General features: G+C 64.9%; 20 protein-coding genes and 1 pseudogene. 7 read left to right on the forward strand and 14 right to left on the reverse strand.

Going from position 1 to position 26,056, the window contains the following annotated elements:
- Positions 1-49: 49 nt before the first annotated feature.
- On the forward strand, positions 50-2,344 hold the full coding sequence (locus AC0IYS_RS13120; RefSeq protein WP_471705556.1) for an FdhF/YdeP family oxidoreductase: 2,295 nt from the start codon (positions 50-52) through the stop codon (positions 2,342-2,344).
- A gap of 72 nt (positions 2,345-2,416) precedes the next feature.
- Positions 2,417-2,671, forward strand: coding sequence for a hypothetical protein (locus AC0IYS_RS13125; protein ID WP_471705557.1), 255 nt, complete (start codon positions 2,417-2,419; stop codon positions 2,669-2,671).
- Positions 2,672-2,704: 33 nt separating this feature from the next.
- On the opposite strand, the gene AC0IYS_RS13130 is transcribed toward AC0IYS_RS13125, so the two are convergent.
- Entirely contained in the window at positions 2,705-2,941 is a 237-nt protein-coding gene (locus AC0IYS_RS13130; protein ID WP_471705558.1) for a hypothetical protein, read from the reverse strand.
- Positions 2,942-3,140: 199 nt separating this feature from the next.
- On the opposite strand from AC0IYS_RS13130, the gene AC0IYS_RS13135 reads away from it, so the two are divergent.
- Together AC0IYS_RS13135 and AC0IYS_RS13140 are read left to right on the forward strand one after the other, a co-directional pair.
- Positions 3,141-3,455 (forward strand): hypothetical protein, encoded by a 315-nt coding sequence (locus AC0IYS_RS13135; RefSeq protein ID WP_471705559.1) that lies wholly within the window; start codon positions 3,141-3,143, stop codon positions 3,453-3,455.
- A gap of 93 nt (positions 3,456-3,548) precedes the next feature.
- Positions 3,549-5,549: a TonB-dependent receptor gene (locus AC0IYS_RS13140; protein WP_471705560.1), complete on the forward strand. Its 2,001-nt coding sequence runs from the start codon at positions 3,549-3,551 to the stop codon at positions 5,547-5,549.
- A 24-nt stretch (positions 5,550-5,573) separates the two neighbouring features.
- Here the strand turns inward: AC0IYS_RS13140 and AC0IYS_RS13145 are convergent, their stop codons facing one another.
- The 8 genes and pseudogenes from AC0IYS_RS13145 to AC0IYS_RS13180 all read right to left on the reverse strand — a co-directional run bounded on the left by AC0IYS_RS13145 (position 5,574) and on the right by AC0IYS_RS13180 (position 17,070).
- A complete protein-coding gene (locus AC0IYS_RS13145) occupies positions 5,574-5,975 on the reverse strand; it encodes a hypothetical protein (protein ID WP_471705561.1) in 402 nt (133 codons plus the stop codon).
- A 288-nt stretch (positions 5,976-6,263) separates the two neighbouring features.
- Entirely contained in the window at positions 6,264-6,968 is a 705-nt protein-coding gene (locus AC0IYS_RS13150; protein WP_471708856.1) for a carboxylesterase family protein, read from the reverse strand.
- Positions 6,963-10,445: pseudogene (locus AC0IYS_RS13155) on the reverse strand (carboxylesterase family protein); the annotation flags it as partial. The pseudogene AC0IYS_RS13155 and the gene AC0IYS_RS13150, both read right to left, overlap by 6 nt.
- A gap of 79 nt (positions 10,446-10,524) precedes the next feature.
- Positions 10,525-11,613 (reverse strand): WD40/YVTN/BNR-like repeat-containing protein, encoded by a 1,089-nt coding sequence (locus tag AC0IYS_RS13160; protein ID WP_471705562.1) that lies wholly within the window; start codon positions 11,611-11,613, stop codon positions 10,525-10,527.
- 21 nt (positions 11,614-11,634) lie between these two features.
- Complete coding sequence (locus tag AC0IYS_RS13165; protein ID WP_471705563.1) at positions 11,635-13,002, reverse strand: DUF1329 domain-containing protein; 1,368 nt, start codon at positions 13,000-13,002, stop codon at positions 11,635-11,637.
- A 13-nt stretch (positions 13,003-13,015) separates the two neighbouring features.
- Complete coding sequence (locus tag AC0IYS_RS13170) at positions 13,016-14,719, reverse strand: DUF1302 domain-containing protein (RefSeq protein ID WP_471705564.1); 1,704 nt, start codon at positions 14,717-14,719, stop codon at positions 13,016-13,018.
- A 65-nt stretch (positions 14,720-14,784) separates the two neighbouring features.
- A complete protein-coding gene (locus AC0IYS_RS13175) occupies positions 14,785-15,552 on the reverse strand; it encodes a coniferyl-alcohol dehydrogenase (protein ID WP_471705565.1) in 768 nt (255 codons plus the stop codon).
- Between the two features lie 36 nt (positions 15,553-15,588).
- The gene (locus AC0IYS_RS13180) at positions 15,589-17,070 is read right to left on the reverse strand and encodes a benzaldehyde dehydrogenase (RefSeq protein WP_471705566.1); all 1,482 of its coding nucleotides are present in this window, start codon (positions 17,068-17,070) and stop codon (positions 15,589-15,591) included.
- A gap of 296 nt (positions 17,071-17,366) precedes the next feature.
- On the opposite strand from AC0IYS_RS13180, the gene AC0IYS_RS13185 reads away from it, so the two are divergent.
- On the forward strand, positions 17,367-19,181 hold the full coding sequence (locus AC0IYS_RS13185; protein ID WP_471705567.1) for a sigma 54-interacting transcriptional regulator: 1,815 nt from the start codon (positions 17,367-17,369) through the stop codon (positions 19,179-19,181).
- A 21-nt stretch (positions 19,182-19,202) separates the two neighbouring features.
- On the opposite strand, the gene AC0IYS_RS13190 is transcribed toward AC0IYS_RS13185, so the two are convergent.
- A complete protein-coding gene (locus AC0IYS_RS13190) occupies positions 19,203-20,123 on the reverse strand; it encodes a LysR family transcriptional regulator (protein ID WP_471705568.1) in 921 nt (306 codons plus the stop codon).
- A 149-nt stretch (positions 20,124-20,272) separates the two neighbouring features.
- Here AC0IYS_RS13190 and lysA point away from each other — a divergent pair, with 149 nt between their 5' ends.
- Positions 20,273-21,607 (forward strand): diaminopimelate decarboxylase, encoded by a 1,335-nt coding sequence (gene lysA / locus AC0IYS_RS13195; protein ID WP_471705569.1) that lies wholly within the window; start codon positions 20,273-20,275, stop codon positions 21,605-21,607.
- 24 nt (positions 21,608-21,631) lie between these two features.
- Here lysA and AC0IYS_RS13200 read toward each other — a convergent pair whose 3' ends face one another.
- Genes AC0IYS_RS13200 through AC0IYS_RS13210 form a run of 3 tightly spaced genes read right to left on the reverse strand, consistent with a single transcriptional unit; the run spans position 21,632 to position 24,770 of the window.
- Positions 21,632-22,099 (reverse strand): response regulator, encoded by a 468-nt coding sequence (locus tag AC0IYS_RS13200; protein ID WP_471705570.1) that lies wholly within the window; start codon positions 22,097-22,099, stop codon positions 21,632-21,634.
- Entirely contained in the window at positions 22,099-23,997 is a 1,899-nt protein-coding gene (locus AC0IYS_RS13205; RefSeq protein WP_471705571.1) for a sensor histidine kinase, read from the reverse strand. Before AC0IYS_RS13205 ends, AC0IYS_RS13200 begins: the two co-directional genes overlap by 1 nt.
- Positions 23,994-24,770 carry a response regulator transcription factor gene (locus AC0IYS_RS13210; RefSeq protein ID WP_471705572.1) on the reverse strand — a complete coding sequence of 259 codons (777 nt, stop codon included), beginning with the start codon at positions 24,768-24,770 and terminating at the stop codon, positions 23,994-23,996. The genes AC0IYS_RS13205 and AC0IYS_RS13210 overlap by 4 nt, the downstream gene beginning before the upstream one ends.
- A 158-nt stretch (positions 24,771-24,928) precedes the next feature.
- On the opposite strand from AC0IYS_RS13210, the gene AC0IYS_RS13215 reads away from it, so the two are divergent.
- Positions 24,929-25,423, forward strand: a complete 495-nt coding sequence (locus AC0IYS_RS13215; protein WP_471705573.1) for an SgcJ/EcaC family oxidoreductase — start codon at positions 24,929-24,931, stop codon at positions 25,421-25,423.
- Between the two features lie 59 nt (positions 25,424-25,482).
- On the opposite strand, the gene AC0IYS_RS13220 is transcribed toward AC0IYS_RS13215, so the two are convergent.
- The gene (locus tag AC0IYS_RS13220) at positions 25,483-25,797 is read right to left on the reverse strand and encodes a hypothetical protein (protein ID WP_471705574.1); all 315 of its coding nucleotides are present in this window, start codon (positions 25,795-25,797) and stop codon (positions 25,483-25,485) included.
- Positions 25,798-26,056: the final 259 nt, after the last annotated feature.

Raw genomic sequence — 26,056 nt, forward strand, 5'->3', positions numbered from 1 at the left:
GGCCGCCCCGGCACCTAGAATGGACTGATACTTTTATCAAGGATCGTCCATGAAATCCACCACGCCCGAACGCTATCCACATCCCGCCGGCGGGTGGGGTTCGGTGAAGAAGGTCGCCACGGCCCTGCTCACCGAGCATGTGCCGTTCGAGGGCAGCAAGCTGCTGATCCACCTGAATAAGACCGACGGCGTGGCCTGCGTCAGCTGCGCCTGGGCTAAGCCGGCCAATCCCCATCCCTTCGAGTTTTGCGAAAGCGGCGCCAAGGCCACCGCGTGGGAAGTGACGGGCAAGCGCTGTGACGCCGGCTTTTTCGAGCAGCACACGGTCGGCGAGCTGCTGGGCTGGAGCGACCATCAGCTGGAGGCGGTGGGGCGGCTGACGACACCTTTGCGTTGGGACGCCGCCAGCGACCGGTATGTGCCGGTCGACTGGGACAGCGCGTTCGCCGAGATCGGGCGCGAACTGAAGGCGCTGGAGCCGAAAAGCACGGTGTTCTATTGTTCCGGCCGCGCCTCGCTGGAGGCGTCGTATATGTACCAGCTTCTGGCGCGTCTCTACGGCTGCAATAATCTGCCCGACAGCTCGAATATGTGCCACGAGAGCACCTCGGTGGCGCTGCCCAAGACCATCGGCGTGCCGATCGGCACCGTGTCGCTGGAGGACTTCGAGCAGACCGACTGCATCCTGTTCTTCGGTCAGAACGTCGGCACCAACAGCCCGAGGATGCTGCACCAGTTGCAGGAGGCGCGCCGCCGGGGCGTTCCCATCATCACGTTCAATCCGCTGCGCGAGACAGGACTGCTGCACTTCGCCAATCCGCAGTCGCCGGCCGAAATGCTGACCGGCGCCGAGACAACCATCAGCACGCGTTATTTGCAGGTGCGGGCCGGCGGCGACAGCGCGGCCATGCTGGGGCTGTGCAAGGCGCTGATCGCGGCCGACGATGCTGCGATAGCGGTGGGTACGCCGCGTGTGCTCGATACCGAATTTATCGCCGAGCATACGGCCGGGCTGGAGTCGCTGGTCGAACGCGCGCGTGAGGAAAGCTGGAGCGAGATCGAGCGCCACTCCGGCCTGGCCCGTCGCGACCTGGAGGAGGTGGCGGCCGTGTATGCCAGCGCGAGCAAGGTGATCGGCGTGTTCGGCATGGGCCTGACGCAGCACCGGCTGGGCGTGCAGAATGTGGAGATGCTGTCGAATTTACTGCTTTTGCGCGGCAATATCGGCAAGCCGGGTGCCGGCATTTGTCCGGTGCGCGGCCATTCCAATGTTCAGGGGCAACGCACGGTGGGCATCACCGAGAAGCCTGACCTGGCGCCGCTCGATCAGCTAGCGAAACAGTACGGCTTTGAGCCGCCGCGCGACAAGGGCCTGAATACGGTCGAGGCCTGCGAGGGCGTGCTCGATGGCTCGGTGCGGGCGTTTATCGGTCTGGGAGGCAATTTCGTGCGGGCCGTGCCAGATACCGCGCGCGTGGAGGCGGCCTGGTCGCGGCTGCGGCTGACCGTGCAGGTGGCAACCAAGCTGAATCGCAGCCATCTGGTGCATGGGGCCGTGTCGTACATTTTGCCCTGCCTTGGACGGCTGGAGGTGGACTGGCAAGCCGGCGGCGAGCAGGCGGTGTCGGTGGAGGACAGCACCGGTTGCATGCACGGCTCGAAGGGCAGGGCGGACCCGGCCGGCGAGCTGTTGCGCTCGGAACCGGCGATCATCGCCGGCCTGGCGAAGGCGACGTTGCCGGCGAATCCGGCGGTCGATTGGGATGCGTGGGTGGCCGACTACGCCACCATGCGCGACGCCATCGCCGTGACGTATCCGGAGATTTTCCACGACTTCAATGCGCGCATGTGGACGCCGGGCGGGTTCCGCCGGCCGGTGCCGGCCGCCGAGCGCAAGTGGAAGACGCCGAACGGGCGTGCCAACTTCATCGCGCCGACGGTGCTGGACGCCGATCCCGACCAGCTGCTGCCGCGGGGCGACGTGCTGCGGTTGTTCACGGTGCGCAGCGACAGCCAGTTCAATACGACGATTTATAACGAGAACGACAGTTTTCGCGGTATCCAGGGCGGCAGGCGGGTACTGCTGATCAACGAGGCGGATATCGCGCGGCTGGGGTTGACGGAGGGCGATCTGGTCGATGCCAGCGCGGTGACCGGCGACGGTATCGCCCGCAGCGTGTCAGGGCTGCGGCTGGTGGCGTATAACGTTCCGGCGGGATGCGTCGCCGGATATTTCCCCGAATGCAACCCTTTGATGGCGCTGGAGCATCATGCGCTGGAGAGCATGGTGCCGGCGGCCAAGTCGATCGCCATACGAATCAGCCTTGCGCAGGTGGCGGGGTGAACTGGCGAACATACGGATGACGTTGACAGGAGTAAACTGAATTCTGTTAAATATTTTTAGTGGAATTGAAAAATGCCCTTATCAGACCGCCGAAAACCCACCGCCACCGCAGCCATCATGGACGAGGCGCTGGAACTCCTTCCGCAGGAAGGTTTGCAGCCCGCAGCAGAGTACGCCATGAGCCATGGCGTGCCGCGGCATATCGTTTATAAGGTGCTGAGTGCGGCGCCGGAGAACCAGCGCAGCAATTTGTCGCGCAGGAAGCAGGATGAGGTGGGTGTTGCGGCCGGTATCGTGGCGGGCTTGAAGCAGGCGGAGGCCGCGTAGTTCGTTGCTACCTCGGTTGCGGCCTCTCCAGGATCAGTGCGATGCCGGGGTGTTCGCTTCCGGCATCGGGATGGGAGCGGGGGCTGGCGCAGCCGGCGGCGGCATTTGGTTGCCCGGTACCGGTGGGGTGATGTTGCCGGCGTCCGGCGTGGCGCCGATCTTCGTTTCGGGCGTCACCGGATCGGCGTCCTGCTTCTTGCAGCCGCTGACGGCGGCTGCGGTGAGGATCATTGCCAAGGCGAATTTGGCCGGCGCGGGGAGCTTTTTCATGGTTTTTTCCTTATAGATGAGTACGACTCATCTTATCTACTGATGAGCTCGGAAGCTGTCGGCGTGCAAGCGGCTTGCATGTAGGACTGACACCCCTTGCTTTGAGCCAAGCCCCTTTTTTTGTGCGTTGCGGTTAGAATAATGCCTTCGTTACCTCACCGGCCAACTCCGACCGATGCATCGCCGTTCGATCATTCATGTGTTTCTCGCGTTTCTGCTGCTCTTCACGCAGCAGATCGGGGCGGCGCACGTCTATTCGCACTGGATCGACGTAACGCAGTCGGACACCGCGTTCACCAGCGAAGAGCAGGCCGAAACCCGTAAACGCATCGCGGTGCACAAGGTCTGCGCCGAATGCGTCACCGTCGCCCATGTGTCGGCGGCGCTGACATCGGCGCCGGTGACGGTCGCCGTCGTCGCCATCGGCAGCGGCGTGATCGCCACGCCGGCCACCCTTACCGCCTGCGAACGCACCGTTTGCGTCTTCCAGTCCCGCGCTCCCCCTCTGGCCTGACACCCGAAATCCGTCCTGAATTTTGCGTCACCGTGGTCCGGCTTCGGCTATCCACGGTGCGACCTGTCATGTTTTTTAGCTAGAGGTTTACCCATGAATATCCCACGCACGCTGCTGGCCAGCGCGATCCTGTCCGCCTTGTCCACCCTGGCGCATGCGCAATCCGCCGCCACCAAATCCACCGACGCCGCCGTCCCGCGCGTGATCGTCACCGCCACGCCCTTCGGCGATTCCGACAGCGACCAGATCCTGACCCCGGCCAAAGTGCTGTCGGGCGACGAATTGCGCGACAAGGTAGGCAGCTCGCTCGGCGAGACGCTGTCGCAGGAACTGGGCGTGTCGGCATCGGCCTTCGGCGCCGGCGCTTCGCGTCCGATCATTCGCGGCCTGGAAGGCGCGCGCGTCAAGATGCTGGAGAACGGCATGGCCGTCTCCGACGTGTCCGGCCTGTCGAACGACCACGCGGTGGCCGGCGAGGGCGCGGTGGCGCAGCAGATCGAGATCCTGCGCGGCCCGGCTGCGCTGCTGTATGGATCGGGCGCCATCGGCGGCCTGGTAAACGTCGTCAACGAACGCATTCCGACCGTGCTGGAACCGAAGCTCACCGGTCAACTGGAGGCGCGCGGCAGCACCGTCGACGACGGCCGCAATGCATCCGGCACGTTGGACGGCTCGGTGGGCAAGATGGCGTGGCACGTGGACGGCAACGCGCGCAACACCGGCGACTATAAAATCCCCGGCAACCGCGTGCTGAACGATCCCGATTCCGCGTCCGGCCGCTTGCCGCATTCCGACACCCGCCAGCGCAACGCCGGTGTCGGCTCGTCGTATGTCGACAGCTGGGGCTTCGTCGGCGCGTCGGTGTCGCACCTGACCAACCTGTATGGCATCCCAAGCGACGAGGGGTCGAAGATCGATCAGAAGCAGACCCGCTACGACTTCGACAGCCTGGTGAAGGCACCGCTGCCGGGATTCGAATCGTTCAAGTTCAAGGCCGGCTACACCGACTATGAACACGCGGAGCTCAATGACGAGAACCAGCCGGAGGTGATCTTCAAAAACCGTTCGCTGGAAACGCGCGCCGAATTGACGCACAAACCGGTCGCCGGCTGGCATGGGACCTTCGGCGTGCAGACCGAAAACACGCACTTCTCGGCGCTGAGCGCCGAAGGCGGCGCCGATACCGTGCCGGTCACGCATTCGACGTCGACCGCCGCCTTCCTCGTCGAGGAGACCGAAGTGGGTGTGGTGCGCGTGAACGCCGGCGCCCGCGTGGAGCGCGTCAAGCGCAAGCCGGTCACCGGCGTCGATCGCTCGTTCGATCTGAAGTCGGCGTCGGTCGGCGGCATGTGGCCGTTCGTGCCGGGCTATGGCCTGGGCGCGACATTGTCGTACGCGCAGCGCGCGCCGGCGACCGAGGAACTGTATTCGGCCGGTCCGCACGACGCCACCGTCACCTTCGATATCGGTAACGCCGATTTCAAGAAGGAGACCTCGCGCAACATCGAGCTGTCGCTGCAGAAGACCACTGGCCTGGTGCGCTGGAAGGCCAATGTGTACCGCAACAAGGTGAGCGATTTCATTTACGGCCAGATCACCGGCCAGCTGGTGGACGAAGAGGGCAATCCGGGCGACGAACTGCGCCAGCGCATCTTCCTGCAGGAAGATGCCACCATCCAGGGCGCCGAGGCGGAACTGGAATACAACCCGCACGGCGCCGGCTGGTCTGGCCGCGTGTTTGCCGATACCACGCGCGGCAAGCTGGATCGGGGCGGCAGCCTGCCGCTGCAACCGGCCAACCGGATCGGCGCGAGCACCGGCTACAAGATGGGACAATGGCGCGCGGGCCTGTCGCTGGTGCACGCGCAGTCGCAGGACCGCCTGGCGAGCTTCGAGAGCACCGATACGCCTGGCTACAACCAGGTCAACGCCAACGTGTCGTACACGCAGAAAGTCGGCGCGTACGATTTGACGTGGTTCCTGCTGGCGAAAAATCTGACCAATGACGAGATCCGCGTCTCGACGTCGGTGTTGAAGGATATCTCGCCGCTGCCGGGCCGTAACGTCGTGTTCGGCGTGCGCGCGAAGTTCTAAGCGCTTGCCTGGGCGGCGTCGGCGTCAATCCCTGATGCCGATGCCGTGGTTGATCGATTCGACGATCATGTTTTCCGCCGCGTGCGTGATGTTCTCGTGGCGGAAAAAGTTGTAGACGAAGACGCCGCTCGGCGTACCCTTCAAATCGCCGTCGCAGTAGACGCGCGCGTTCCAGTCGGCGCCGTGACCGACGCTGTACGTCCCCAGATACGAAAACGTCCGTCCGTCGGTGGCGCGAATGTACGAGCCCTTGATCGGCCATTGATCGAGCCAGTAGGTGGCCAGTTGGGCCGCGTAGCGGTTGGCGTCCGGGGGCGAACCGAATTCCTCCGACGGGAATGTCTGCTCGTGGACCATTTCGCAGGCCGACGTGGTGCCGCGATAAATGCGGAAACGCGGCCTGTACTTCCCATCCTCGGACTTCACCGGCGTACAGACTATGTAGTGACCATCGCGTGCGAATGAACTTGACTCAGCCATGTGGAACCTCACTTCAAAGAAACACTGGTATGCCTGCTTGTCGCGCTGCACAAAACACCGGTGCGTTGCTCCATACCGCCTTGATAGGCACCATTTTCCGGGCCTGGGCCGGTATTTGTGCTGAAAGAGTAGCATAAGGAAGCGTCCTTATTCAATCGGGACATGACATAACTACAAAAATAATATTGCGCCGCAGCATTCCCGCGGTTATTGCTCTTACACGGCGCGGATAGCTCAGGGCCAATACGTCGGCTTCAGCATCTCCGGCTGTCCCGTGTAGCCGTGCCTGCGGGCGAAGGCCGCCAACACCGGCTGCGCCTCCCGCCCGCCGAAAATCGACCACAGGAACATGCGGCCATAGAGTTCGCTGCGCTCGCGCGGATCGTTTTGCATCGACGGGTCCTGGGCCAGCGAGGTTTTCAGCGCGGCCACGCTGCGGTCATGTGCCACCATGCGCGTGCCGCCATCCTTGCTGGTGTCGAACACCATCAGGCGCGGTTGTGCCGCATCGGCGCTCCAGCGGCGCCACTCGGGCAACGCCGCTCCGCCAGGCTCGCCATGGCGGGCGAAATGGGTCCAGTAGCCGGCCATCGCATCGGATACCTCTTTGCGTCCGGCCAGGTTGGCCGCCGTGAAGGAGCGGAACGGATCGAACTCGCCATCCAGATCGCGGAACACGAACGCCACTTCCAGCACGTGCGCCGCGCCCAGCAAGATATGCGGCTGGACCAGCGGGATCGCCGGCTGCTCGTCCCAGTCGAAGCGATAGACCCAGACATCCTGATGGCCGGAGGCGATCATCGCGCTGGCCGGGGCGAGCGCGCCGCTGGCTTGCCACAGGTCGGACATGTAGGCCGCGTGGCGCTGGTAGCGGGCGCGGTTGCGCATCACCGGCAGCTTCCCGAACAACATGCGCACATAGTCCGGATTATTGGACATGAAGGTTTTGTACTCGTCGCGGTTGGTTCCGACGATGAAGGGCACCGCGTGATAGCGGCTGCGGTCCGAGAACACTTCCGCCAGAGGCCCGGCCGGCAGCACGTAGCCGTCCTGCACGACGGTTGGCGAGTCGTAGAAGTTGAGCGCACCCGGTTTGATCGGCGCCAGCATGGCTTGTGGCGGCAGGCCCCGGACATACGCTTCGATGTCGGCCGCCGTCATCGAAGCGATCAGCGTCTTGGCGGCGGCGCGGTCGGCGGCCCGGCCGTCCCGTTGCAGCCATTCGCACAGCAGCTCGCGCGAGCTGACGGCGTGGCCCGGCTGCGCGTCGTCGGTGTAGTTGCGGGCGTGCGCAATCGTGTGGCTGGCCGTGATCGGCGACTGCGCGATCGCCTTGTGGAACAGGCCTGCCGCCAGCGGACTGGCAAGCAGCGTGTAGACATTCAAACCGCCGGCCGACTCGCCGAAGATGGTGACGTTTTGCGGATCGCCGCCGAACGATGCGATGTTTCGCCGCACCCATTCCAGCGCCGCGATCAGATCCAGCGTGCCGAAATTGCCGGAGCGGTCGGCCGGCGTGTCGTCCTCGCGCGCCAGTTCCTCGAGGCTGAACCAGCCGAAGATGCCGAGGCGGTAGTTGGCCGATACCACGATCACCTGGTCTTGCCCCGCCAGGTTGCGCAGCGTGGTGTAGGTGGCGGCGGTACCGGAGGAGTTGGCGCCGCCGTGGATCCAGAACATCACCGGCAAGGCTGCGGTTGCGAGTCGCGGCGCGAAGATGTTAAGCGACAGGCAATCCTCGGAACCGGCCGGCAGGCCCCACTGCTCCGGCGGCAGCTCCAGCGAGACGCCGCCCGGCTGCATCGCCGCCGGTCCGCAGACGGTCGCTTGGCGCACGCCGTCCCACGGCAGCGCGGGCCGGGGCGCTTTCCAGCGCAAAGGTCCGACCGGTGCCTGCGCGTACGGCAGGCCAAGCCAGGCGTGCGTGTCGTGCAGGTCTTCGCGGCCGATCACGTCGCCCGTCTCGGTGTGACGCAGCGAGTCAGGCGCCGGGGCGGGCGGCTGCGTTGGATCGGCTTTGGCGCCGGGTGGCGACGGTTGGCTGGCCGCCTTCCCCGGCATCAGGAAGTGCGCCAGCGCCGGCACCAACACCAGCGCACCGACCATATTCCACAAGAACATGAAGGCCAACAGGATGCCCATATCGGCCTGGAATTTGATCGACGAGAACAGCCAGGTCGCCACCGCCACCGCCAAAGTGACGCCGGTCAGGATGACCACGCGGCCGGTGAACTGCAGCGCGTGCAGATAGGCCGCCGACAGGCTGTCGCCGGCGCGCATGCGGCTCAACATGACGCTGAGCACATACAGCGCGTAGTCGACGCCGATGCCGACGCCCAGTGCGATCACCGGCAAGGTAGCGACCTTCACGCCCATCCCCAGCACCACCATCAGCACTTCGCACAGGATGGACGTGAGCACCAGCGGCAGCACCGCGACCAGCACCGCGCGCCAGGAGCGGAAGGTGGCGTAGCACAGCAGGATCACCGCGCCATATACCCAGAACAGCATGTCGCGCATGGCCTTCTTGACGACGATGTTGGTGGCGGCCTCGATGCCGGCGCTGCCTGCCGCCAGCTGGAACTGCACGTCCGCCGTGTTGTTGGCGGCGGCGAAGGCTTCGACCGCATCGACCACGCGGGTCAGCGTTTCGGCCTTGTGGTCTTTCAGGTAGACGTACAGCGACAGCAGCGAGCAGCTTTGGTTGAACAACTCGCGCGGCGCGCGGGTCTGCACCGCCCCCAGCGCGCCGGCATTCGGAATCAGGTCATACCATTTGAAATTGCCTTCGTTGTAGCCGGTGGTGGCCAGTTTGCTCAGCGCCGCCATCGAGTTGGTCGAGTCGACGCCTGGCAACTGCTCCAGTTTCCAGGCCAGTTCGTCCACCTTGGACAAGGTGCCGTATTGCGTGCACTGGTCGGGCGGCGTCTTGATCATGACGACGAAGATGTCCGAGCTGGCGGCGTAGTTCGAGACCAGGTAGCCGTTGTCGCGGTTATAGCGGGAGTCCGCGCGCAGCTCCGGCGCGCCGGGATCGAGATCGCCGACCTTCAGATTGAGGCTGTAGGCGAATCCCAGGCCGCCCAGCACCACGCTGGCGGCCACGGTGACGGTCGCCCAGCGCCGCTGCGTGAAGCGGTCGAGGAAGGTCCACAGCCATGGTTGTTCCTTGCTGCCGCTGTCGGCCTGCAGGCTGCGTTGGGCCGCCTGGGCGCTGACGCCGGTGTACGACAGCAGTACCGGCAGCAGCACCAGGTTAGTGAAGATCAGCACCGCCACGCCGATGCTGGCGATGACGGCGAGATCCTGGATCACTTTGATCTGAATACTAACCAGCACGAGGAAGCCGACGGCATCGCACAGCAGCGCGGTCAGCCCGGCGGCGAACAGGCGGCGGAATGTGTAGCGGGCCGCTACCACGCGGTGTGTGCCGCGTCCGACGTCCTGCATGATGCCGTTCATTTTCTGGGCGCCGTGGCTCATGCCGATGGCGAACACCAGGAACGGCACCAGGATGGAGTAGGGATCGAGCTCGTAGTGCAGGGTGGCGAGCAGGCCGCACTGCCATAGCACCGCCACCAGCGAGCAGACCACCACCAGTGTGGTGCTGCGCCAGCAGCGGGTGTACCAGAACAGCACACCGCCGCAGATGGCGATCGCCAGCACGAAGAACAGCAGCACTTGCTGCAGGCCTTCGATCAGGTCGCCGACGATCTTGGCGAAGCCGGTGATGTGGATATGGACGCCTTCCTTCTCATACTTGGCGCGGATCTTTTCCAGGCTTTCGGACAGCACCCGGTAGTCCAGCGCTTCGCCGGTCTGCGGCACCTTGTCCATCAGCGGCACGAAGACGATGCTCGATTTGAAGTTGGACGCGACCAGTTGGCCGATTTCGCCGGAACGGGCGATGTTGGCGCGCAGCTGCTCAAGGCTGGCGGCGGAGCCGTCGTAGCCGTCCGGGATGACGGTGCCGCCGTCGAGGCCATCCTCGGTCACGGCGGCCCAGCGCGTGCTCGGGGTCCACAGCGATTTCATGAAGGGCCGGTCGACGCCGGGCAGCAGGAACAATTCGTCGTTGAGGCGCTGCAGGGTGTCGAGGTAGGCGCGGTCGTAGATTGTGCCGTTCTTCGCCTCCACGGCGATGCGCACCGAGTTGCCCAGGCCATTCAGATCGCTCTTGTTGGCCAGGTAGTTCACCACGTAGGGGTGGGCGCTGGGAATCATTTTCTCGAAGCTGGCATTGAGCTTGATGCGCGTGGCCTGGAAGCCCAGCACGATCGTCGCCAGCAGGCAGAGGAAAATCACCAGGGGCCGGTAGTTGAATAGCGCGCGTTCACCCAGGTTGCCGGAGGCGGTGTCGAAGTCCTCGAGTCGCCGTATGACCGGCTGTTGTTCCAAGTCGTTATCTGTGTTCATGATGCTCCAACCATGTTCGTATAAGTAAGGGCGTTATCCCGGATACGTTGCCCGGTCATTGTTTCGCCAGCGGTTGCGGTTATGGGATCCTGCGCACCCCGCGTAACCCGGCTACCACCAAGGCGCCGTCGCCCGCCTGCGTGACGGCGGCCAGCGGCAGCGCGGTACCGCCTTGCGCGGCGAAGGTGCGGCCTTCATCACGGCTCACCAGCACGTCGCCGCCCTGGCTGACCAGCACCACGGCGCCGTCGCTCATCACCGTGCCGGCGGCAAGCGACGCCTGGACCCCGGTCGCGACCTGGCTCCACGTCGCGCCCTCGTCGGTGGAGCGGAAGGCGTTGCCTCGCAGGCCGTACGCCAGCAGCACGCCGCCGCGCGCGGAGAGCAGTCCGAAATAGCTGCCCTTGTACGGCGTCGGCAGGGCTTTGAAACTGTCACCCTTGTCGGTGGAGCGAAGCAGCAGGCCCTGTTCCCCGGCCAGGTAGATGGCGTTGGCGGTGCCGCGCATGCCGTACAGGTGCAGACCCTTGGGATTGGCGACACGGCTTTGCCACGGCTGCCAGGTCGCGCCGCCGTCGACGGTGCGGAACATCATGTTGTAGGCGCCGAGTACATAGCCGCTGGTCGGACTATCGAAGTACAGATCGAGGAAAGGCTTGTCCGGGCCGTCGTCGACCAGGCGCTGGGCGTCCGCCACCGCCTTGTCGCGCTCCGGGCCGAAGGAGGCGGCGGCGTCGCTCAACACCAGCGCGGCGGCCTGGATGCCGTCGAGCTGCTTTTGCCACGTGGCGCCGCCGTCCCTGGTGCGCAGCACCACGCCCTGATGGCCGACCGCCCACCCGTTCTTGTTGTCGACGAACTGCAGCGCCGTGAGGCTGACGCTGACCGGCACCGCCGCCTGGCGCCAGGACTTGCCGGCGTCGTCGGAGTACAGGATGATGCCCCGTTCGCCGGCCGCCACCAGCCGCGTGCCGGCTGCGCCGACCGCCAGCATCGCCCCCTGCAGCGCCTTGGGCGTGACCAGCGCGGGCTGCGCAAGGGCCGCCGGCGCCGCCACCTTGGCGGCGTTGCTGGCGTGGGTGGCGCCGGCGCTTAGCGCCAATACCGTGGCCGCTGCCAGCGGCGCAACGCGGAGGCGCGTGAAGAGTGGATTCGATCTGACCATCATTGACCTTTCAGTGGACTAGGCTTAGCGCGAACCTTGATTTGCCAACTCTTCGGGGCCGAAGTAGCTGGCCGGCAGGCGCGGAATGACTTTGTACTGGGTCGGCATTTCGTTAGATGCCTCGTTCAGCAGATAGGCGCCGGTCTGCACGTTGTACGTGCCCCACATGACATTGCCCAGCACCGCCGGAATGTCCGGTGCGAGCAAGGTCAGGGTGTAGTTGCCGCGCCAGATCTGGCCCTGGGCGTCATAGCCGTCGACCAGGATGATCTGCCAGGTGTCTTCGTCCAGGTAGTAGCGGCGCTTGGTCACCACGTGGCGCTTGCCGGGGATGAGCGTCGCTTCCACTTCCCACACGCGATGCAGTTCCCAGCGCACCAGGTCCGGATTGAGGAACTGCGGGCCGACCAGATCGGCGATCTTGGCGCTGCCGGCGCGGTTATTGTTGTACGGGATGTACATCTCTTTTTTGCCGACCAGTTTCAGCTCGTGGTGGTCGATAGGCCCGAACAGCATGAACGCCTCGTCGAACAAGCCGATGCCGGAGGTGACCGAATCCGGCGTGTCGTACGATACCGACGGCGCGCGGCGCACGCGGCGCTGGCCCACCAGGTACTGCCAGATGGCGCGCGGCTTGGCTTCGTTGATGCCGTCGTGGACCAGGATGCCTTCACCGGCCTTCGAGGCCGGCGCGCGCGTGATCAGGCGGCCAAACTGGTAGATGCCGTCGAATTTATCCAGGCCGCGGTCCTTGAAGTAGTAAGGGCGCATGAAGGTCTGTTCGGCCTCGGTGGCGGTGGCGCGCTTGCCGTCCGGGGTGACGATGACGGTCCGCAGCGGCATGATCGCCGCCTCTCCGGTCCATGCCAGGCGGTGGTTCATGATCGCCTCGTAGCCGGTCTTCGGAATCGGGAACGGGATGCCGCCGTAAGCGCCTTCGGCGCCGTAGCCGCCGTCCACCGACTTGGCGCGGGTGGCGTTCTTGAAGGTGTTTTCATACACCCAGGCCGGCGCGCCGCCGGTGCGGTGGGTTGGATAGATGTCGAGCCGGTAGTTCGGATACTTTTTCAGCATCGCCACGGTGGCGGCGGACAGCTTGGCCGCGTGCTGGTCGACGTTCTTGCCGGTGATGGCGAGCACCGGCTTTTCGGCCGCGAACGGGTCGGCGCGGAAGTCGCCTGGCTTGAAGCCTGCCGGCACCTTGGCGTAGGCGCCTTCCCAGGCCGGAATCGAGCCATCCTTGTTGGCGGCTTTTTCGGCGCCCAGCGGCGTCAGGGTGGTTTGCAGTTTGGCCGCTTCGTCGGCGGTGACGGCGGCGCCGGCGTGCATCGGCAATGCGGCGCCCAGGGTGATGGACAGCGATGCGGCGACCAGTTTCAGGGATGTCTTCATTTTAGTTATGTCCTTAGAAAGAGCGTTTGATGTTGAAGGAGATGTAGTCGCGGTCCTTCAATGACTGGGCGTAGCTCAGGATCGGCGTATTGGTGGCCGGATTGTTCTTCAGGAAGGTGCCGGTCCCGCCGAGGAACTTGACGTAGCTGATGCCGAACTTCCAGTCCTGGTGATAGGTGGCGTTGATGCCGATATTGAAGTCGCCGCCATGTTCGGCGCCGCCGTTGAAGTTGAAGATGGCGCGCGAGCGGCCGTCGATGTTGTAGCCGATGCCGATCGGGATCGTCAGGTCCAGCCCATCGATGACCTGGAAGTAGGCCGGCTCGAAGATGACGCGGGCGGCGGTGGCGTCGCGCGTGGTGTTCGGGTCGAGCGACCCCTGGAAATCCACGCTGGTGGCGCGGTTCCACGCGATTTCGCCCAGCAGCGAGGCGCCCTGGAAGAACGGGTTGGTCGGCATCACATAGATCGCCGACAGGTTGATGTGCGCCGTATTGCCGACCGCGTATGCCGGGTTGCCGCTGTTGTTGGCGATCGTGCCGATGCCGTTACGCGACAGGAAATTGGGCGTCGGGTCGCTGACCAGCGGTGTGTTGCGGCGGATCGACGCCTCGGCGGCGACGTTCACGCCCAACATCACCGTGCTGGCGCTGACGCCGAAGGTGCGGATGTTTTCCGCGTAGACCGCTTGCACGGTGGACGGGGCGCCCGGCGGGAAGGACGGCGCGAAGCCGAGGTAGAAGTAGGGCGATTTGTCGTGGTAGCGGGCGGCGTAGAAACCGTATTCGACGTCCGAGCCGGACGGCGCCCACTTGAGCTGCAGGCCGCCCTGGCCGGAGTTCTTGGCCTTCATGTCCGGTTGCGTGATGAAGGCCGGCGCGCCGCTGTTGGTGGGCGCGACCAGATAGGCGCTGGCGCCGGCGCCGGCGGCGTCGTAGGAGCTGAGGTAGCTGCCGGCGCCAGGGATCTGCGTCGGCCGCCATTCGAACTGGTAGTAGCCGCCGATGGAGACCGTCGGCGCCACCTGTAGCTGTCCCGATATCTGGTTGACGGGACGCAGGATCTCCTTGAACTGCGCGCCCGGTACGCTGAGCAGCTTGACCAGGTCGACCGGTCCCTGCGCGTTGGCGATGCCATTGGCGCCGAAGAACAGGCTCTCGCCGTATTGCAGCGTGTGGCGGCCGACGCGAATGGTGCCGGGCAGCTCGCCCAAGGTGCCCTTGGCGAAGACGAAGGCGTCCAGCAGTTCGGCGTTGCGGCCGTGGAGCACCTTGGTGCCCTTGGCGAAGCGGTTGCCGCCTTCTCCGTTCAACGTGACGGCGTTGCTGGCGGAGGAGCCGTTGTCGTTGGTGCCCATGTAGGCGTCGTCGTACCAGCCGGCGGCGCTGACGCGCATGCCCAGCGTGCGCGTGCCCATGTCGAATTCGGACAGCCAGTCGACGCGGCTCGAAACGATGCCTTTCTTGCGGAAGTTCTGGTTGCCGTCGTCGAGGTTATAGCCGGTGAAGTCGGCGGGACCCGCCGATGGATAGCCGCCTGCCAGCAGGCGCGAATCGGCGTCGTTGAGGCGGTAGGCGCCGCTGTATTTGAAGGTGTTGTTCCAGCTGATCTTCAGTTCCGGATTGGCGGTTTCGAAATCGTAGGCGTGGGCGGCGGGAAGGGCCGCCGTCACCGCCATGGCCAGTATGCTCCGGCTCAGGCTTTTTTTAGTATGCATTGCTGTCTCCTGGTTTTAGTTATATGTGGTTCTGGTTGCAGGTTCTGGGTACGGTGGCTTTGATGTCAGATGAAGGTCGAGGCCAGCCCTCCATCGACAGGGATGTTGACGCCGCTGATCCAGCGCGATTCATCGCCGCACAGGAAGCTGACGACGGAGGCGATTTCGTCGGCGTAGGCCGGACGTTTCATGCGGTGGGCATCGCGCTGCACGCGCTCCTCGCCCAGCATGGAGACGAAGTCGCCGAGGATGGGCGTAAACACCGGCCCCGGCGCGACGCTGTTCATGCGCACCGAATGCTGCATGAACCATTTCTGCGATTGGGCATAGGTCCAGACGATCAGCGCCTCCTTGAAATACTGGTAGCAGGTCTCGTCCGGCACCGGATGCTGGTCCAGCCAGGCCTGGCCGGCCGCAAAACCTTCGGTGGCCGCCAGCTGTTTGTGCAGGTCGAGGCGCGCCGGCCATTCGGCGCCGAGGATGGAGGCGACGTTGACGATGGAGGCGCCGGCCGGCATGCGCGGCAGCAGGCCGGTGGTCAGGTAGCGCAGGCCGAGGTAATTGACTTTTGCGAGCAGCGCCGGATTGGCGGTGCCCGGGACGCCGGCGATATTGCACAACGCGTCCACGCGCTGCGGCAGTTTGGCGATGGCGTCGTCGATGCTGCCGGTGCTGGCCAGGTCCACCGACACGAAACCGTCCAGCGTGAGTCCCGGATCGTTGCGGTCCATGCCGATGACGGTGGCGCCCTCGAAGCGCGCCAGCCGCGCCACTTCGGCGCCGATGCCCGAGGCGGCGCCGGTGACGACGATGGTCTTGTTACGTAACTTCATGCTGTCTCCTTGTGGTTATGAGTTTTATGCGTTGCGTCAGAACGGGTAGCGCGGTGCTTCGGTTTTGATCGTGAGCCATTGCAGTTGCGTGAATTCGTCCCAGTCGACGGTGCCGCCGTGACGGCCGCCGTTGCCCGAGGTGCCGCCGCCGCCGAACGGCGCGTGCGCCTCTGCCACCACGGTCTGGTCGTTGATGTGCACATGGCCGGACGGCACGCTGTCGGCGATGCGCATCGCGCGGGTGAGGTTGGGCGTGATGACGCCGAGCGCCAGGCAGCCGGTGGTGGCCGAGGCCAGCGCGATGCCTTCTTCATCGGTGTCGAACACGGTGATCGACGCCACAGGACCGAACAGCTCTTCCTCGAAACAGCGCATGCCGGCGCGTACGCCGGTCAGCACGGTCGGTTTGTAGAACTGGCGGTCGAAGGTGCCGCCGGCCAGCAGGGCGGCGCCGTCGGCGACGCTGTCCTCGACGATGGAATGCAGGCGCCGGACCTGGCGCTCGCTGATCAGCGGTCCGAGCGCGACGTCGCCGCCCATCGGATCGCCGACCGGCAGGTGGCGCGCCTTGTGGACCAGGCGCTCGATCACGGCGTCGGCGATGCCGCGCTGGAGCAGGATGCGGCCGGCGCACATGCAGATCTGGCCCTGGTGCAGGAAGGTCGCCCAGGCGGCGTTGGAGGCGGCGATGTCCGGATCGGCGTCGTCGAGGATGATCAGCGAGTTTTTGCCGCCCAGTTCCAGCGACATCTTCTTCAAATTGCGGCCGGCCAGCTCGCCGACGCTGTGGCCCGCCGCCGTCGATCCGGTGAAGGCGATCATGCCGATGTCCGGATGGCTGCACATGGCCTGGCCGGCGTCGGCGCCGCCTGGCAGCATGTGCAGCAAGCCTTTGGGCAGGCCGGCCGCCTCGAAGATGCGCGCGATCAGCACGCCGCCGCTGATCGGGGTTTGCAGGTCCGGCTTGTGGACCACGGCGTTGCCCGTGGCGAGGGCCGGCGCGATGGAGCGGATCGACAGGATCAGCGGGAAGTTGAATGGCGAGATCACGCCGACCACGCCGTGCGGCACGCGCCGCGCGATGCTCATCGTGCCGGTGGCGGAGGCCAGCAACTGGCCCTTGGGCTGCGTCAGCATGGCCGCCGCTTCCTGCAGGTGGGCGGTGGCTTCGCGCAGTTCTAGATCGGCCTTGGGCCGGATGGCGCCCGTTTCGCGCACGATCCATGTCGACAGTTCGTCGTGGTGTTGGGCGATCAGCGCGGCGGCACGGCGGAAGATCGCCGCGCGCTCCTTGTAGTCCGACTTGACCCAGGCTTTTTGCGCGGCGCGCGCCTGCACGCCGGCGGCCAGCACGTCGGCGGCGTTGGCCAGACCGATGCGGCCCAGCTGCTCGCCGGTGGCCGGCTCGGTGAATACCTGGGCACCGCCCTGGGAGGCGATCCATTCGCCGTTGAAGATGCGGTCGCGCCAGATGGCTGGGCTGAGGAAGGCGCCGCCGGCGCCGGGGATGTCGCTCATGTCTGTCTCCTTGGTTGATTGGACGGGGCAGGTCGGAAGTCCTGGCACGCTGGTTAGCACGCTAGTTGCATAAGGTCCGCCTGCCGCTCTTTCCTTAGCTATTACAAGTTGCGTGCCAGCGATGTGTGGTTACGGTGTAGTGCAGCGCACCATGCCCGCTTCACGGGCGCAGGAAGGAATTCACGTCGCGCGGTTGCGCGTCGCAGCAAAACCGTGGCGGCCCGGCCGCTTGATCAAATGATCAACCAGGAGAACTACCGATGTATGATTTGATAAAAAATGAAGAAGGCGGAGACATGAACAAGCGTGAGCGCGTTTCGCTGGCGGAGGTATCGCAGGCCACCGGCAAGATGCTGAACCGGGGCGACAGCGCCCATCTGAACGAAGGCGCGGCGCCGACCCTGGACGACATCACCCAAAGCCTGCATTTTTCGCCGGGCGACGGCCGCATTTGGCTGAATGGCCAGCGCATGCAGCTGGTGCACATGACGTCACTCGGCTCGCTGCGGCGCGAACTGCTCGAGAGCATAGGGGCGGAACGCACGCGCGGGCTGCTGACGCGTGTCGGTTATTCCGCCGGCGCGCGCGACGCCCAGCTGCTGCGCGAACGCTGGCCGGACGCCGATCCGGCGGCGCTGTTTTCAGCCGGTCCGCGCATGCATTCGCTCGAGGGCGCGGTCAAGGTCGAGGCGCTGCACTTCGAATTCGATGTGGAACTGGGCACCTATCGCGGCGAATTCCTGTGGCACCATTCAGGCGAGGACGAGGTGCACACCGCCGATTTCGGCATCGGCACCGAACCGGCGTGCTGGATGCAGACCGGCTATGCGATCGGCTACACCAGCGCGATGATCGGCCGCCTGACGATTTATCGCGAGATCGAATGCATGTCGATGGGGCACAAGCACTGCCGCCTGATCGGCAAGCCGGCCGACGAGTGGGACAACGTCGAGGAGGACCTGCGCTACCTGAACGCCGAGGCCTTCGTCAGCACCACCGCCTACAGCGAACCGCATGCGCACCAGAAGGCCGCGATACTGGCCGGCGACGACGAGCGGCCGTACGCGGACAAGGAAATGGTGGGCGTGTCGTCCGCCTTCAATGCGGCCTGTCATATGCTCAAGCGGGTGGCGCCGACGGCGGCCACGGTGCTGTTCACCGGCGAATCGGGCGTCGGCAAGGAACTGTTCGCGTACATGCTGCACCAGATCGGAAAGCGCAAGGAGCAGCCCTTTGTCGCCGTCAACTGCGCGGCGATACCGGAGACACTGATCGAATCCGAGTTGTTCGGCGTCGAGCGGGGCGCCTTTACAGGCGCCACGCAATCGCGGCCCGGGCGCTTCGAGCGTGCCAGCGGCGGCACCTTGTTCCTCGACGAGATCGCGACTTTAAGCCTGGTCGCGCAGGGCAAGCTGCTGCGGGCGTTGCAGGAGGGGGAGGTCGAGCGGGTCGGCGGCGTACGCAGCATCAAAGTCGACGTGCGGGTGGTGGCGGCGACCAATGTCGATCTGCGCGAGGAGATCCGGCAGGGGCGCTTCCGCGAGGATTTGTTCTTCCGCTTGAACGTGTTCCCGATCCACCTGCCGCCGCTGCGCGACCGTCGCGACGACATTCCACTGTTGATGGGCTATTTCATGCGGCACTATGGGCAGAAGCACCAGCGGCGCTTGACGGGTTTCACGGCGCGCGCGGTCGACGCCCTGCTGAATTATCACTTCCCGGGGAATATACGGGAGCTGCAAAACCTGGTCGAGCGCGGGGTGATCTACGCCAACGAGGATGGTCCGATCGATTTGCCGCATCTGTTCACCAGCGGGGAGGAATCGCAGGCGTCGTATTTTTCGTTGGCGCAGACGGGCAGGTTGACCAGCCAGGGCGCGGCGGCGGCGCCTGCGGCGACGGTCAGTTCGGAGCTGTTGGATGTGCTGCCGGGGATGCTGGGGGAGGCGGTCAACGGCAAGGCGCAGGAGTGGTCGCTGGACGCGCTGGAAAGCACGCTGATACTGGCGGCGGTCAAGCGCGCGGACGGCAATCTGTCGGCCGCCGCGCGCATGCTGGGCCTCACGCGCCCGCAGCTATCCTACCGCATGAAGAAGCTCCAGGAAGGATGAAGCCCCGGCGAAATTTGACAATCAACTCGTGGTGATCGCATCCAGCTCCTCGCTGATTTGCCGGCAGCTGTGATGCAGCGCGTCGATGAAGCGGTTGACGCTTTCCGAATCGGGCCGGAACAGCGGTGTCACCAGGTTCACAGAATACGGCACGGGATGCGAAAAACGCCGTATCTGCAGCCCGCTCCTCGCATACTCCAGCGCCGTCAGCGGATTGACGATCGCCACACCGACGCCCAAGCTCACCGTGGCGCACACCGCCGCCGCGCTGTGCGTCTCAACCACCATCCTGCGCTCCACCCCATGCTCGCGGAAGGTGTTGTCGACCATCTTCCGATACGGGTCGCCGGCCGCCAGGTACACGAAGTCGATGCCCGCGAAATCCTGTGGTGTCAGCGTGCGCTTTTCGCACAGCCGATGGCGCGGCGGCAGCACGCACACCACATCCATCGTCAGCAGCGCTTCCATTTTGGTCCCCGGTGGAATACCCGGTTCCTCGGTCAGCCCCAGGTGATAGCGCTGGCTGGTCAGCGATTCCTGCAAGGCCGGGCTCTCGAGCGGCGTCACATTCAAACTCACACCGGGGAACTTGCTGCAAAAGTGCTGGCTCGCGCGCGGCAGCAGCGTGCTTGAAAACGCCGGCAGGCACGCCACGGCGATCTGCCCGTGGCGGAAATGGCGCAGCGCCTCGATCGCGTTGCCGATCCGTTCCAGCCCCAGATAGCTGCGCTGGACCTCGTCGAACAGCATCAGCCCATGCTCGGTCGGCACCAGCTTGCCGCCGCTGCGCCTGAAGAGCGTGAGCTGCGACAGCTTCTCGAAGCGGCTCAGTTCCCGGCTGATGGTCGGTTGCGATGTGTGCAGGATTTCGGCCGCGCCGGTTGTGCTACCCGACGTCATCACCGCCCAAAACACCTCAACGTGGCGAAAAGTAAAACTCATGGCGCCCTCTTTTTTGAATCCAGATCGCCGGACTATATCAGGATTGAATAATGTGCGGACATATTGATATTATGTTTTTCTCGCCAAAACTTACATACTGAGCGCACAAATCTCCTACCGACTGCGCAGCAAAATCTCTAAGGAACCAGATGGATCACTTTAAGTATGTGAACGGCGAACTCCATGTCGAAGCCGTTCCGGCACGCGCGATCGTCGCGGCGCACGGCAGCCCGGTCTATGCCTATAGCGGGCAGACTTTCAAGGATCACTGCGCGGTGTTGCGGGATGCTTTTTCCGGAATCCAGCCGTTAATTTGCTTCTCGGTCAAAAGCTGCAGCAACCTGGGTGTGCTAAAGCTGCTGGTGGAGCAGGGCTGCGGACTCGATGTCGTCAGCGGCGGGGAGTTGTACAGGGCCTTGCAGGCCGGCGCGGCGCCGGAAAAAATCGTCTTTGCCGGCGTGGGCAAGTCGCGCGACGAGCTGACTTACGCGATCGATGCCGGCGTGTTCCTGTTCAACGCCGAATCGGAGGGCGAACTGGCGCGCATTGGCGAGGTGGCGCGGACCGCGGGCAAACGGGTCAAGGTGGCGGTGCGTGTGAATCCGGATGTCGCCGACGTCGACACCCATGAAAAAACCTCCACCGGCGGACGCCAGACCAAGTTCGGCGTGCCGCTGCTGCGCGCCGAGGCGCTGTTCGAGCGTAATCTGTACTCCCATGTCGACGTGGTCGGCATTCATGTCCATCTGGGGTCGCCGATCGCTGCCAGCGCCACCTACCTGGCGGCCATCGATAAGGTCGAACAACTGGCCCACCGCATCGAGGCTGATGGTGGCAGGATCGAGTTCATCAACATTGGCGGCGGGTTCCCCGCGCAGTACCACACCGGCGAGGCGCCGGCTTCGTGCCCGCTGGCACAGATGGGGGAGGCGATCTGCCAGCGCTTGCAGGGACTTCAACGGCGCGGCAAGCACTTCATCATTGAACCTGGCCGCTCGATCAGCGCCAACGCCGGCATCCTGCTGACGTCCGTCGAATACGTCAAGCAGGGTTGGGAGCGCAAGATCGCGATCGTCGACGCGGGCATGAACGTGCTGCTGCGACCGACGTTGTACGGCGCCAGCCACGTGATCTGGCCGGCCAGCTTCGGCGCCTTCAACGGACATTGGAGCGGCTTGCCCGCAGCGGGCGTGGCCAATGGCGATGCCGGTCCATTCGATTCCATCGACATCGTCGGACCTATCTGCGAAACCGGCGATTACTTTGCGCTGGGACGCGCCATGCCGGCGCTCGACGGCGGCGCGCTGCTGGCGATTTTTTCCTGCGGCGCTTATGGCATGAGCATGGCCAGTCAGTACAATTCGCGCGGCCGGCCGGCCGAGGTCCTGGTGGAGGGTGGGTCGCAGCGGCAGATACGTCGCCGCGAATCGTACGCCGATCTGGTGTCGCACGAGTTGTGTGGACTCTTGACGGCGCAACCTTAGCGCGGACGCCGGCTGCTTTTTACTTCAGGATGCGCGGCTGCGGTAGCTTTGCGGGGCGAGGTCCTCTTTCGGCGCCAGCGCCTGAAGGCGCTTGTACAGCACCCGCGTTTCAAGCAGGTTCCAGACGCGCAGCATCGCTTCGAGCGTATCGAACGGCTTGGTGAGAAAGTCCTTGGCGCCCAGGGCCAGCGAACGGCGCTTGGCTTCCGCGGTGGCGTCGGCGGTGATCACCAGCACCGGACGGAAGTCATACGGATCGCCGCGACGCTTCAGGCGCTCGAGCACCGCGTAGCCGTCAAGGTCCGGCATCATCAGATCGAGCACGATCAGGTCCGGGTCGAAGGCGGTGTACAGATCGAGCGCGGTCCTGGCGTCGGTGGTGCCGACGACGTGGGTCAGCCCCTCGCCGATGAACATGTCCTCAAGCAGTCGCAGATTGGCCGGCTGATCGTCGATGATCAGGATGCGCGAGGCCAGGACTTCGTTTTCCATCATTGTTTTTGCTCCGTCGTGTCGAGTAAGGCAAAGAATTCGGGGATCTTGAGCGGCTTGCCGAGATGGCGGGGCGCGCCCGCCGTGAGTTCTCCACCGGCTCCACCCAGCACCACCAGCTCCCCCGGCAGCGCGTGAACCGCGTCGTCGGCCAGGTCGCAGGCGACCAGCAGCAGGTCGGGCGGAGATTGCCGCGCCAGCGCGATGCCGCCGGCCTTGTCGGCGGCCGCCGTGATACGCCAGTTGGGCCGACGCTGCATCAGCGTGGCGATCAGCGCCCGGGTGCCGGCGTCGGCGTCGATGCAGATCATGCTGTGCGTGGTGGCCGGCGGCGCCGGCGTCGGCGCCGCCGGCGCGGCCTGGCCGATGGCGACATCGGCCGGAGCGCTGGCGACGGCGTCCGCCTTGGCCGCCGGCAGCGTCAGTGTGAAGCGGCTGCCACGGCCGGCCTTTTCCTCCAGGCCGATATCGCCTTGCATGGCCTGCATCAGCGCCTTCGATACGGCCAGGCCCAGGCCGGCGCCTTCGGTCTTGCCGCTTTCGGCGCCGAGGCGGTCGAACGGCGCGAACAGGCGTGTGCGCAGCGCCGGGGTGATGCCCGGCCCGGCGTCGTCGATGTGGATGCTGACGGTGCCGGTGACCGGATCGCTGCCGAAGCCGATATCGACATCGCCGCCTTGTTCGCCGTACTTGATGGCGTTCGATAGGAGATTGAGCATCACTTGCAGCAGGCGCTGGCGGTCGGCCATGACGGCGCCGAAGATGGCCGCGCTGTCGTGGCGCAGCCGCACCGCGCGTTTCTGCGCCATCGGCGCCATCAGCATCACCGCTTCGTCGATCAGCGGCGCCAGCGCCACCGGCTCGCATTCCAGGGTCAGTTTGCCGGCCTCGATGCGGCCGATGTCGAGCACCTCATTGATCAGCGCCAGCAGATGCTGGCCGGCCTGGCGAATATGCTCGGCGTGTTCGCGTTCGCGCGGCGCCTTCAGGCCCGCCTCCAGCAGTTGGGCGTAGCCCAGGATGGCGTTCAGCGGCGTACGCAGTTCGTGGCTGGTGCGGGCCAGGAATTGGGTCTTGGCCTGGCTGGCCGCCTGCGCCGCCGACGCCCGTCCCGCCAGCAGCACGCTGGCCTGGTGCAGCCGTTCGGCCAACTGGCCCAGTTCATCGCGCGTGTCCGGCGCCGGTATCAGCGGCAGGTCGCTGTTCAGGCGTTCGGCGTTTTCGGCCGCCAGGCGCACCCGCCGCACCAGGCCGACGGTGAAAGTCAGCGTCGCCATCGCCCCGGCCAGGCCGGCCGCGGCGACGGCGATGGTCATCCACATGTTGCGGTTGGAGGCTTGCTGCAGCGCCAGCGCGCGCTGCTCCACCAGCGCCGATTCGCGCAGGCTCATGACGCCGATTTCGGCGCGCAGCTGGTCGAGGATCCCTTTGCTGCTGCGTAGATGGCGCTGCAGTTCGACGGGGCTGGCGTTGCGCTGGCCGCGCATGATCTCCAGGCTGGCCAGTTTATCGTTCAGCAGCGGCGTGATGCGCCGCAGGCTGGCGACTTGTTCGGTGTCCCGGACCTTGGCCTGCAGGCTGGCCAGGGTGGCGGGCAGCTGCGTGACGGCGACACCGTAAGGCGTGAGGAAGTCGTCGCGGCCCGTCAGCAGATAGCCGCGCACACCGGTGGCCGCCTCGGCGATCTGCGTGTGCAGGCGCTGGATGTCGGCCTGCGCCTGCATGGCGCGCAGCATGTCGGCGGTGGCGGCGGCGGTTTTGCGCTCCAGCGTATAGCTGGTGGCGGCGGAACCGAGCAACAACGCCAGCGAAGCGGCGATGATGACGCCACCCTTGAAGCCGAGCGACCAGTGACGGGGATGGAGCGCGTTGGGGCGTCCGCCCAAGGCGCCTGTCATGTGCCCAGCCCCAGATCGGCGGCGCGCACCGCCGCCTGCGTGCGGTCGTTCAGATCGAGCTTGTGCAGGATGCGCTCGACGTGGACCTTCACGGTGCCGGCGGCGATGCCCAGATGCTCGCCCATGGCGGCGTTGGTCCAGCCGCTGGGCAGCAGCGCGAATACCTGCAGCTCGCGCGGGGTCAGCACCTTGAGCATCTCGGCCGCTTCCGGCGCCGCCACGCGCGGCGCGTGCTGCGGCACCGCCAGCACCGCCGCCAGCATCGTCGCCAGTGCCTGAAGCGTCAGCAGGTCATCCGGCGTGGGCGGCGGCGCGGCCTGGGTGCTGAGCAGGGCGAGCATGCCGCGATTTTTCCCTTCGAGGCACAGCGGCACCAGCACTTCGAGCCCGACCTGCTGTTCGCGGCCGATCCGCAGTCCGCTGGCGATGTCCTGCCGCACCAGCGGCGGGCGCGGACCCGGTTGCAGCACCGCCTGCAGGGCGGCCGCGTAAGCCAGACGGGCGCCGACCGGCGGCACCTGTCCCTGGCTGGCCAGTACTTGCAGTGCGTCGTCCTTGAGCACCATCACGGCACCGTCCTCCAGCGACAGGAAGGCCAGGGCCTTCGACAATGCCGTCGACAGCGCCGATGCGCATTGTCCCTCGCCGGCCAGCGCGCTGGCGGCGTCGGTCAGCAGGCGCCAACGGGCCGCGCTGCTTTCGATCTGGCGATAGCGGTTGCGGGCCGCGCGCGCGCTGTCGCCGGAGGGTGGCAGGTGGGTGATATTGGTCATTTTGGCCGCGGCATAGTCGAATAAATGGCGATTATATGCCACCCGGCATATGCAAATACCCCCGATCAGCAGATTTTTGAATAGCCCGCGACCATGATACTAGATTCATTGGCGGGACACAGCCCACCAAACTTCTTAAACAACGAATGGAGCATACGATGAAAAAGATTCTGATTTCCCTGGCACTGGCAGCTGCGACCACCATGGCTTACGCCGATAGCGCGCCGAAGGTCTACAAGGGTGTGGCGGCGGTGCCAAGCAACGCGCAGGAAGCGGAGATCGCGGGCCTGTTCGTCAAGTGGAACGCGGCGCTGGCGACCGGCGACTCGGCCAAGGTGACCGGCATGTACGCGCCGAACGCGGTGCTGGAACCGACGGTGTCGAACGAGGTGCGCTCCAACCCGGCCGCGATCAAGGACTACTTCGACAAGTTCCTGAAACTGAAGCCGCAAGGGACGATTAACTACCGGTACATCCACATGCTGGGCGCCGATTCGGCGCTGGACACCGGCGTGTACACCTTCCGGGTGACGCAGAACGGCCAGCAGCAGGACATCCAGGCGCGCTACACCTATGTGTACCAGAAAGTCGGCGGCGAATGGAAGATCCTGAACCACCATTCGTCGGCGATGCCGGAAATCGCGGCCAAGTAAAAGTTAGCTTAGTTTGGTTTAGCTTCATCGCCGTTGTAAAAAAAAGCCACCCGGGGTGTTCAGCCCCCGGTGGCTTTTTGCTCTTCGACTGCTTCCACCGGATTGAGGCCGCTCCACGAGACTGTGGTCGCTTCGGTCACCAGCACGGACGAACCGGCGCTGATGGTCTGGGCGAAGCGGTGGATGGCGTCGCGCACTTCGTTGATCGGCTCCACGCCGCTGTAGCAAAATTCGCCGGGCGGAAGGTAGTAGCCCTTGCCGTCGTCGGCCTTGATCGCGCCGGCGATGTTGTACTTGGCCAGTTCGACCGCCAGGTGGTGGTAGGTTTGGCTGTCCGGGTCATCGAAGGCGACGCGAATGATGTAGTTGACCATGTCTAATCCTCAAAATTGGTGGGGAATCATGGCATAAAAAAGCGCCCGTTGACTATTTTTTTGACTGTTCTGACAAAGCAAAGCCCCGAGCAAGCAGCAAACTTGTCGGGGCTTTTGGTCAATTACCGGAGAAAGCATTTGACTGGGGAGAAGCATAATGAAGAAAACTTAAAATTAACTTAGTTTCATCGCGAAACCCGGGGCTTTGGCTCGGTGGCCGGATGGTGTAGCATGTCGGACGGCGATTTGGCAGGGTGCA

It is taken from the genome of Duganella sp. AC237 (assembly GCF_979254035.1).

Bases quoted from the DNA above. Each gene is read 5' to 3' on its own strand.
- AC0IYS_RS13120 (WP_471705556.1), top strand. From the start codon at position 50: ATGAAATCCACCACGCCCGAACGCTATCCACATCCCGCCGGCGGGTGG.
- AC0IYS_RS13125 (WP_471705557.1), top strand. From the start codon at position 2,417: ATGCCCTTATCAGACCGCCGAAAACCCACCGCCACCGCAGCCATCATG.
- AC0IYS_RS13130 (WP_471705558.1), bottom strand. From the start codon at position 2,941: ATGAAAAAGCTCCCCGCGCCGGCCAAATTCGCCTTGGCAATGATCCTC.
- AC0IYS_RS13140 (WP_471705560.1), top strand. From the start codon at position 3,549: ATGAATATCCCACGCACGCTGCTGGCCAGCGCGATCCTGTCCGCCTTG.
- AC0IYS_RS13150 (WP_471708856.1), bottom strand. From the start codon at position 6,968: ATGTCCAATAATCCGGACTATGTGCGCATGTTGTTCGGGAAGCTGCCG.
- AC0IYS_RS13160 (WP_471705562.1), bottom strand. From the start codon at position 11,613: ATGATGGTCAGATCGAATCCACTCTTCACGCGCCTCCGCGTTGCGCCG.
- AC0IYS_RS13165 (WP_471705563.1), bottom strand. From the start codon at position 13,002: ATGAAGACATCCCTGAAACTGGTCGCCGCATCGCTGTCCATCACCCTG.
- AC0IYS_RS13170 (WP_471705564.1), bottom strand. From the start codon at position 14,719: ATGCATACTAAAAAAAGCCTGAGCCGGAGCATACTGGCCATGGCGGTG.
- AC0IYS_RS13175 (WP_471705565.1), bottom strand. From the start codon at position 15,552: ATGAAGTTACGTAACAAGACCATCGTCGTCACCGGCGCCGCCTCGGGC.
- AC0IYS_RS13180 (WP_471705566.1), bottom strand. From the start codon at position 17,070: ATGAGCGACATCCCCGGCGCCGGCGGCGCCTTCCTCAGCCCAGCCATC.
- AC0IYS_RS13185 (WP_471705567.1), top strand. From the start codon at position 17,367: ATGAACAAGCGTGAGCGCGTTTCGCTGGCGGAGGTATCGCAGGCCACC.
- AC0IYS_RS13190 (WP_471705568.1), bottom strand. From the start codon at position 20,123: ATGAGTTTTACTTTTCGCCACGTTGAGGTGTTTTGGGCGGTGATGACG.
- lysA (WP_471705569.1), top strand. From the start codon at position 20,273: ATGGATCACTTTAAGTATGTGAACGGCGAACTCCATGTCGAAGCCGTT.
- AC0IYS_RS13200 (WP_471705570.1), bottom strand. From the start codon at position 22,099: ATGGAAAACGAAGTCCTGGCCTCGCGCATCCTGATCATCGACGATCAG.
- AC0IYS_RS13205 (WP_471705571.1), bottom strand. From the start codon at position 23,997: ATGACAGGCGCCTTGGGCGGACGCCCCAACGCGCTCCATCCCCGTCAC.
- AC0IYS_RS13210 (WP_471705572.1), bottom strand. From the start codon at position 24,770: ATGACCAATATCACCCACCTGCCACCCTCCGGCGACAGCGCGCGCGCG.
- AC0IYS_RS13215 (WP_471705573.1), top strand. From the start codon at position 24,929: ATGAAAAAGATTCTGATTTCCCTGGCACTGGCAGCTGCGACCACCATG.
- AC0IYS_RS13220 (WP_471705574.1), bottom strand. From the start codon at position 25,797: ATGGTCAACTACATCATTCGCGTCGCCTTCGATGACCCGGACAGCCAA.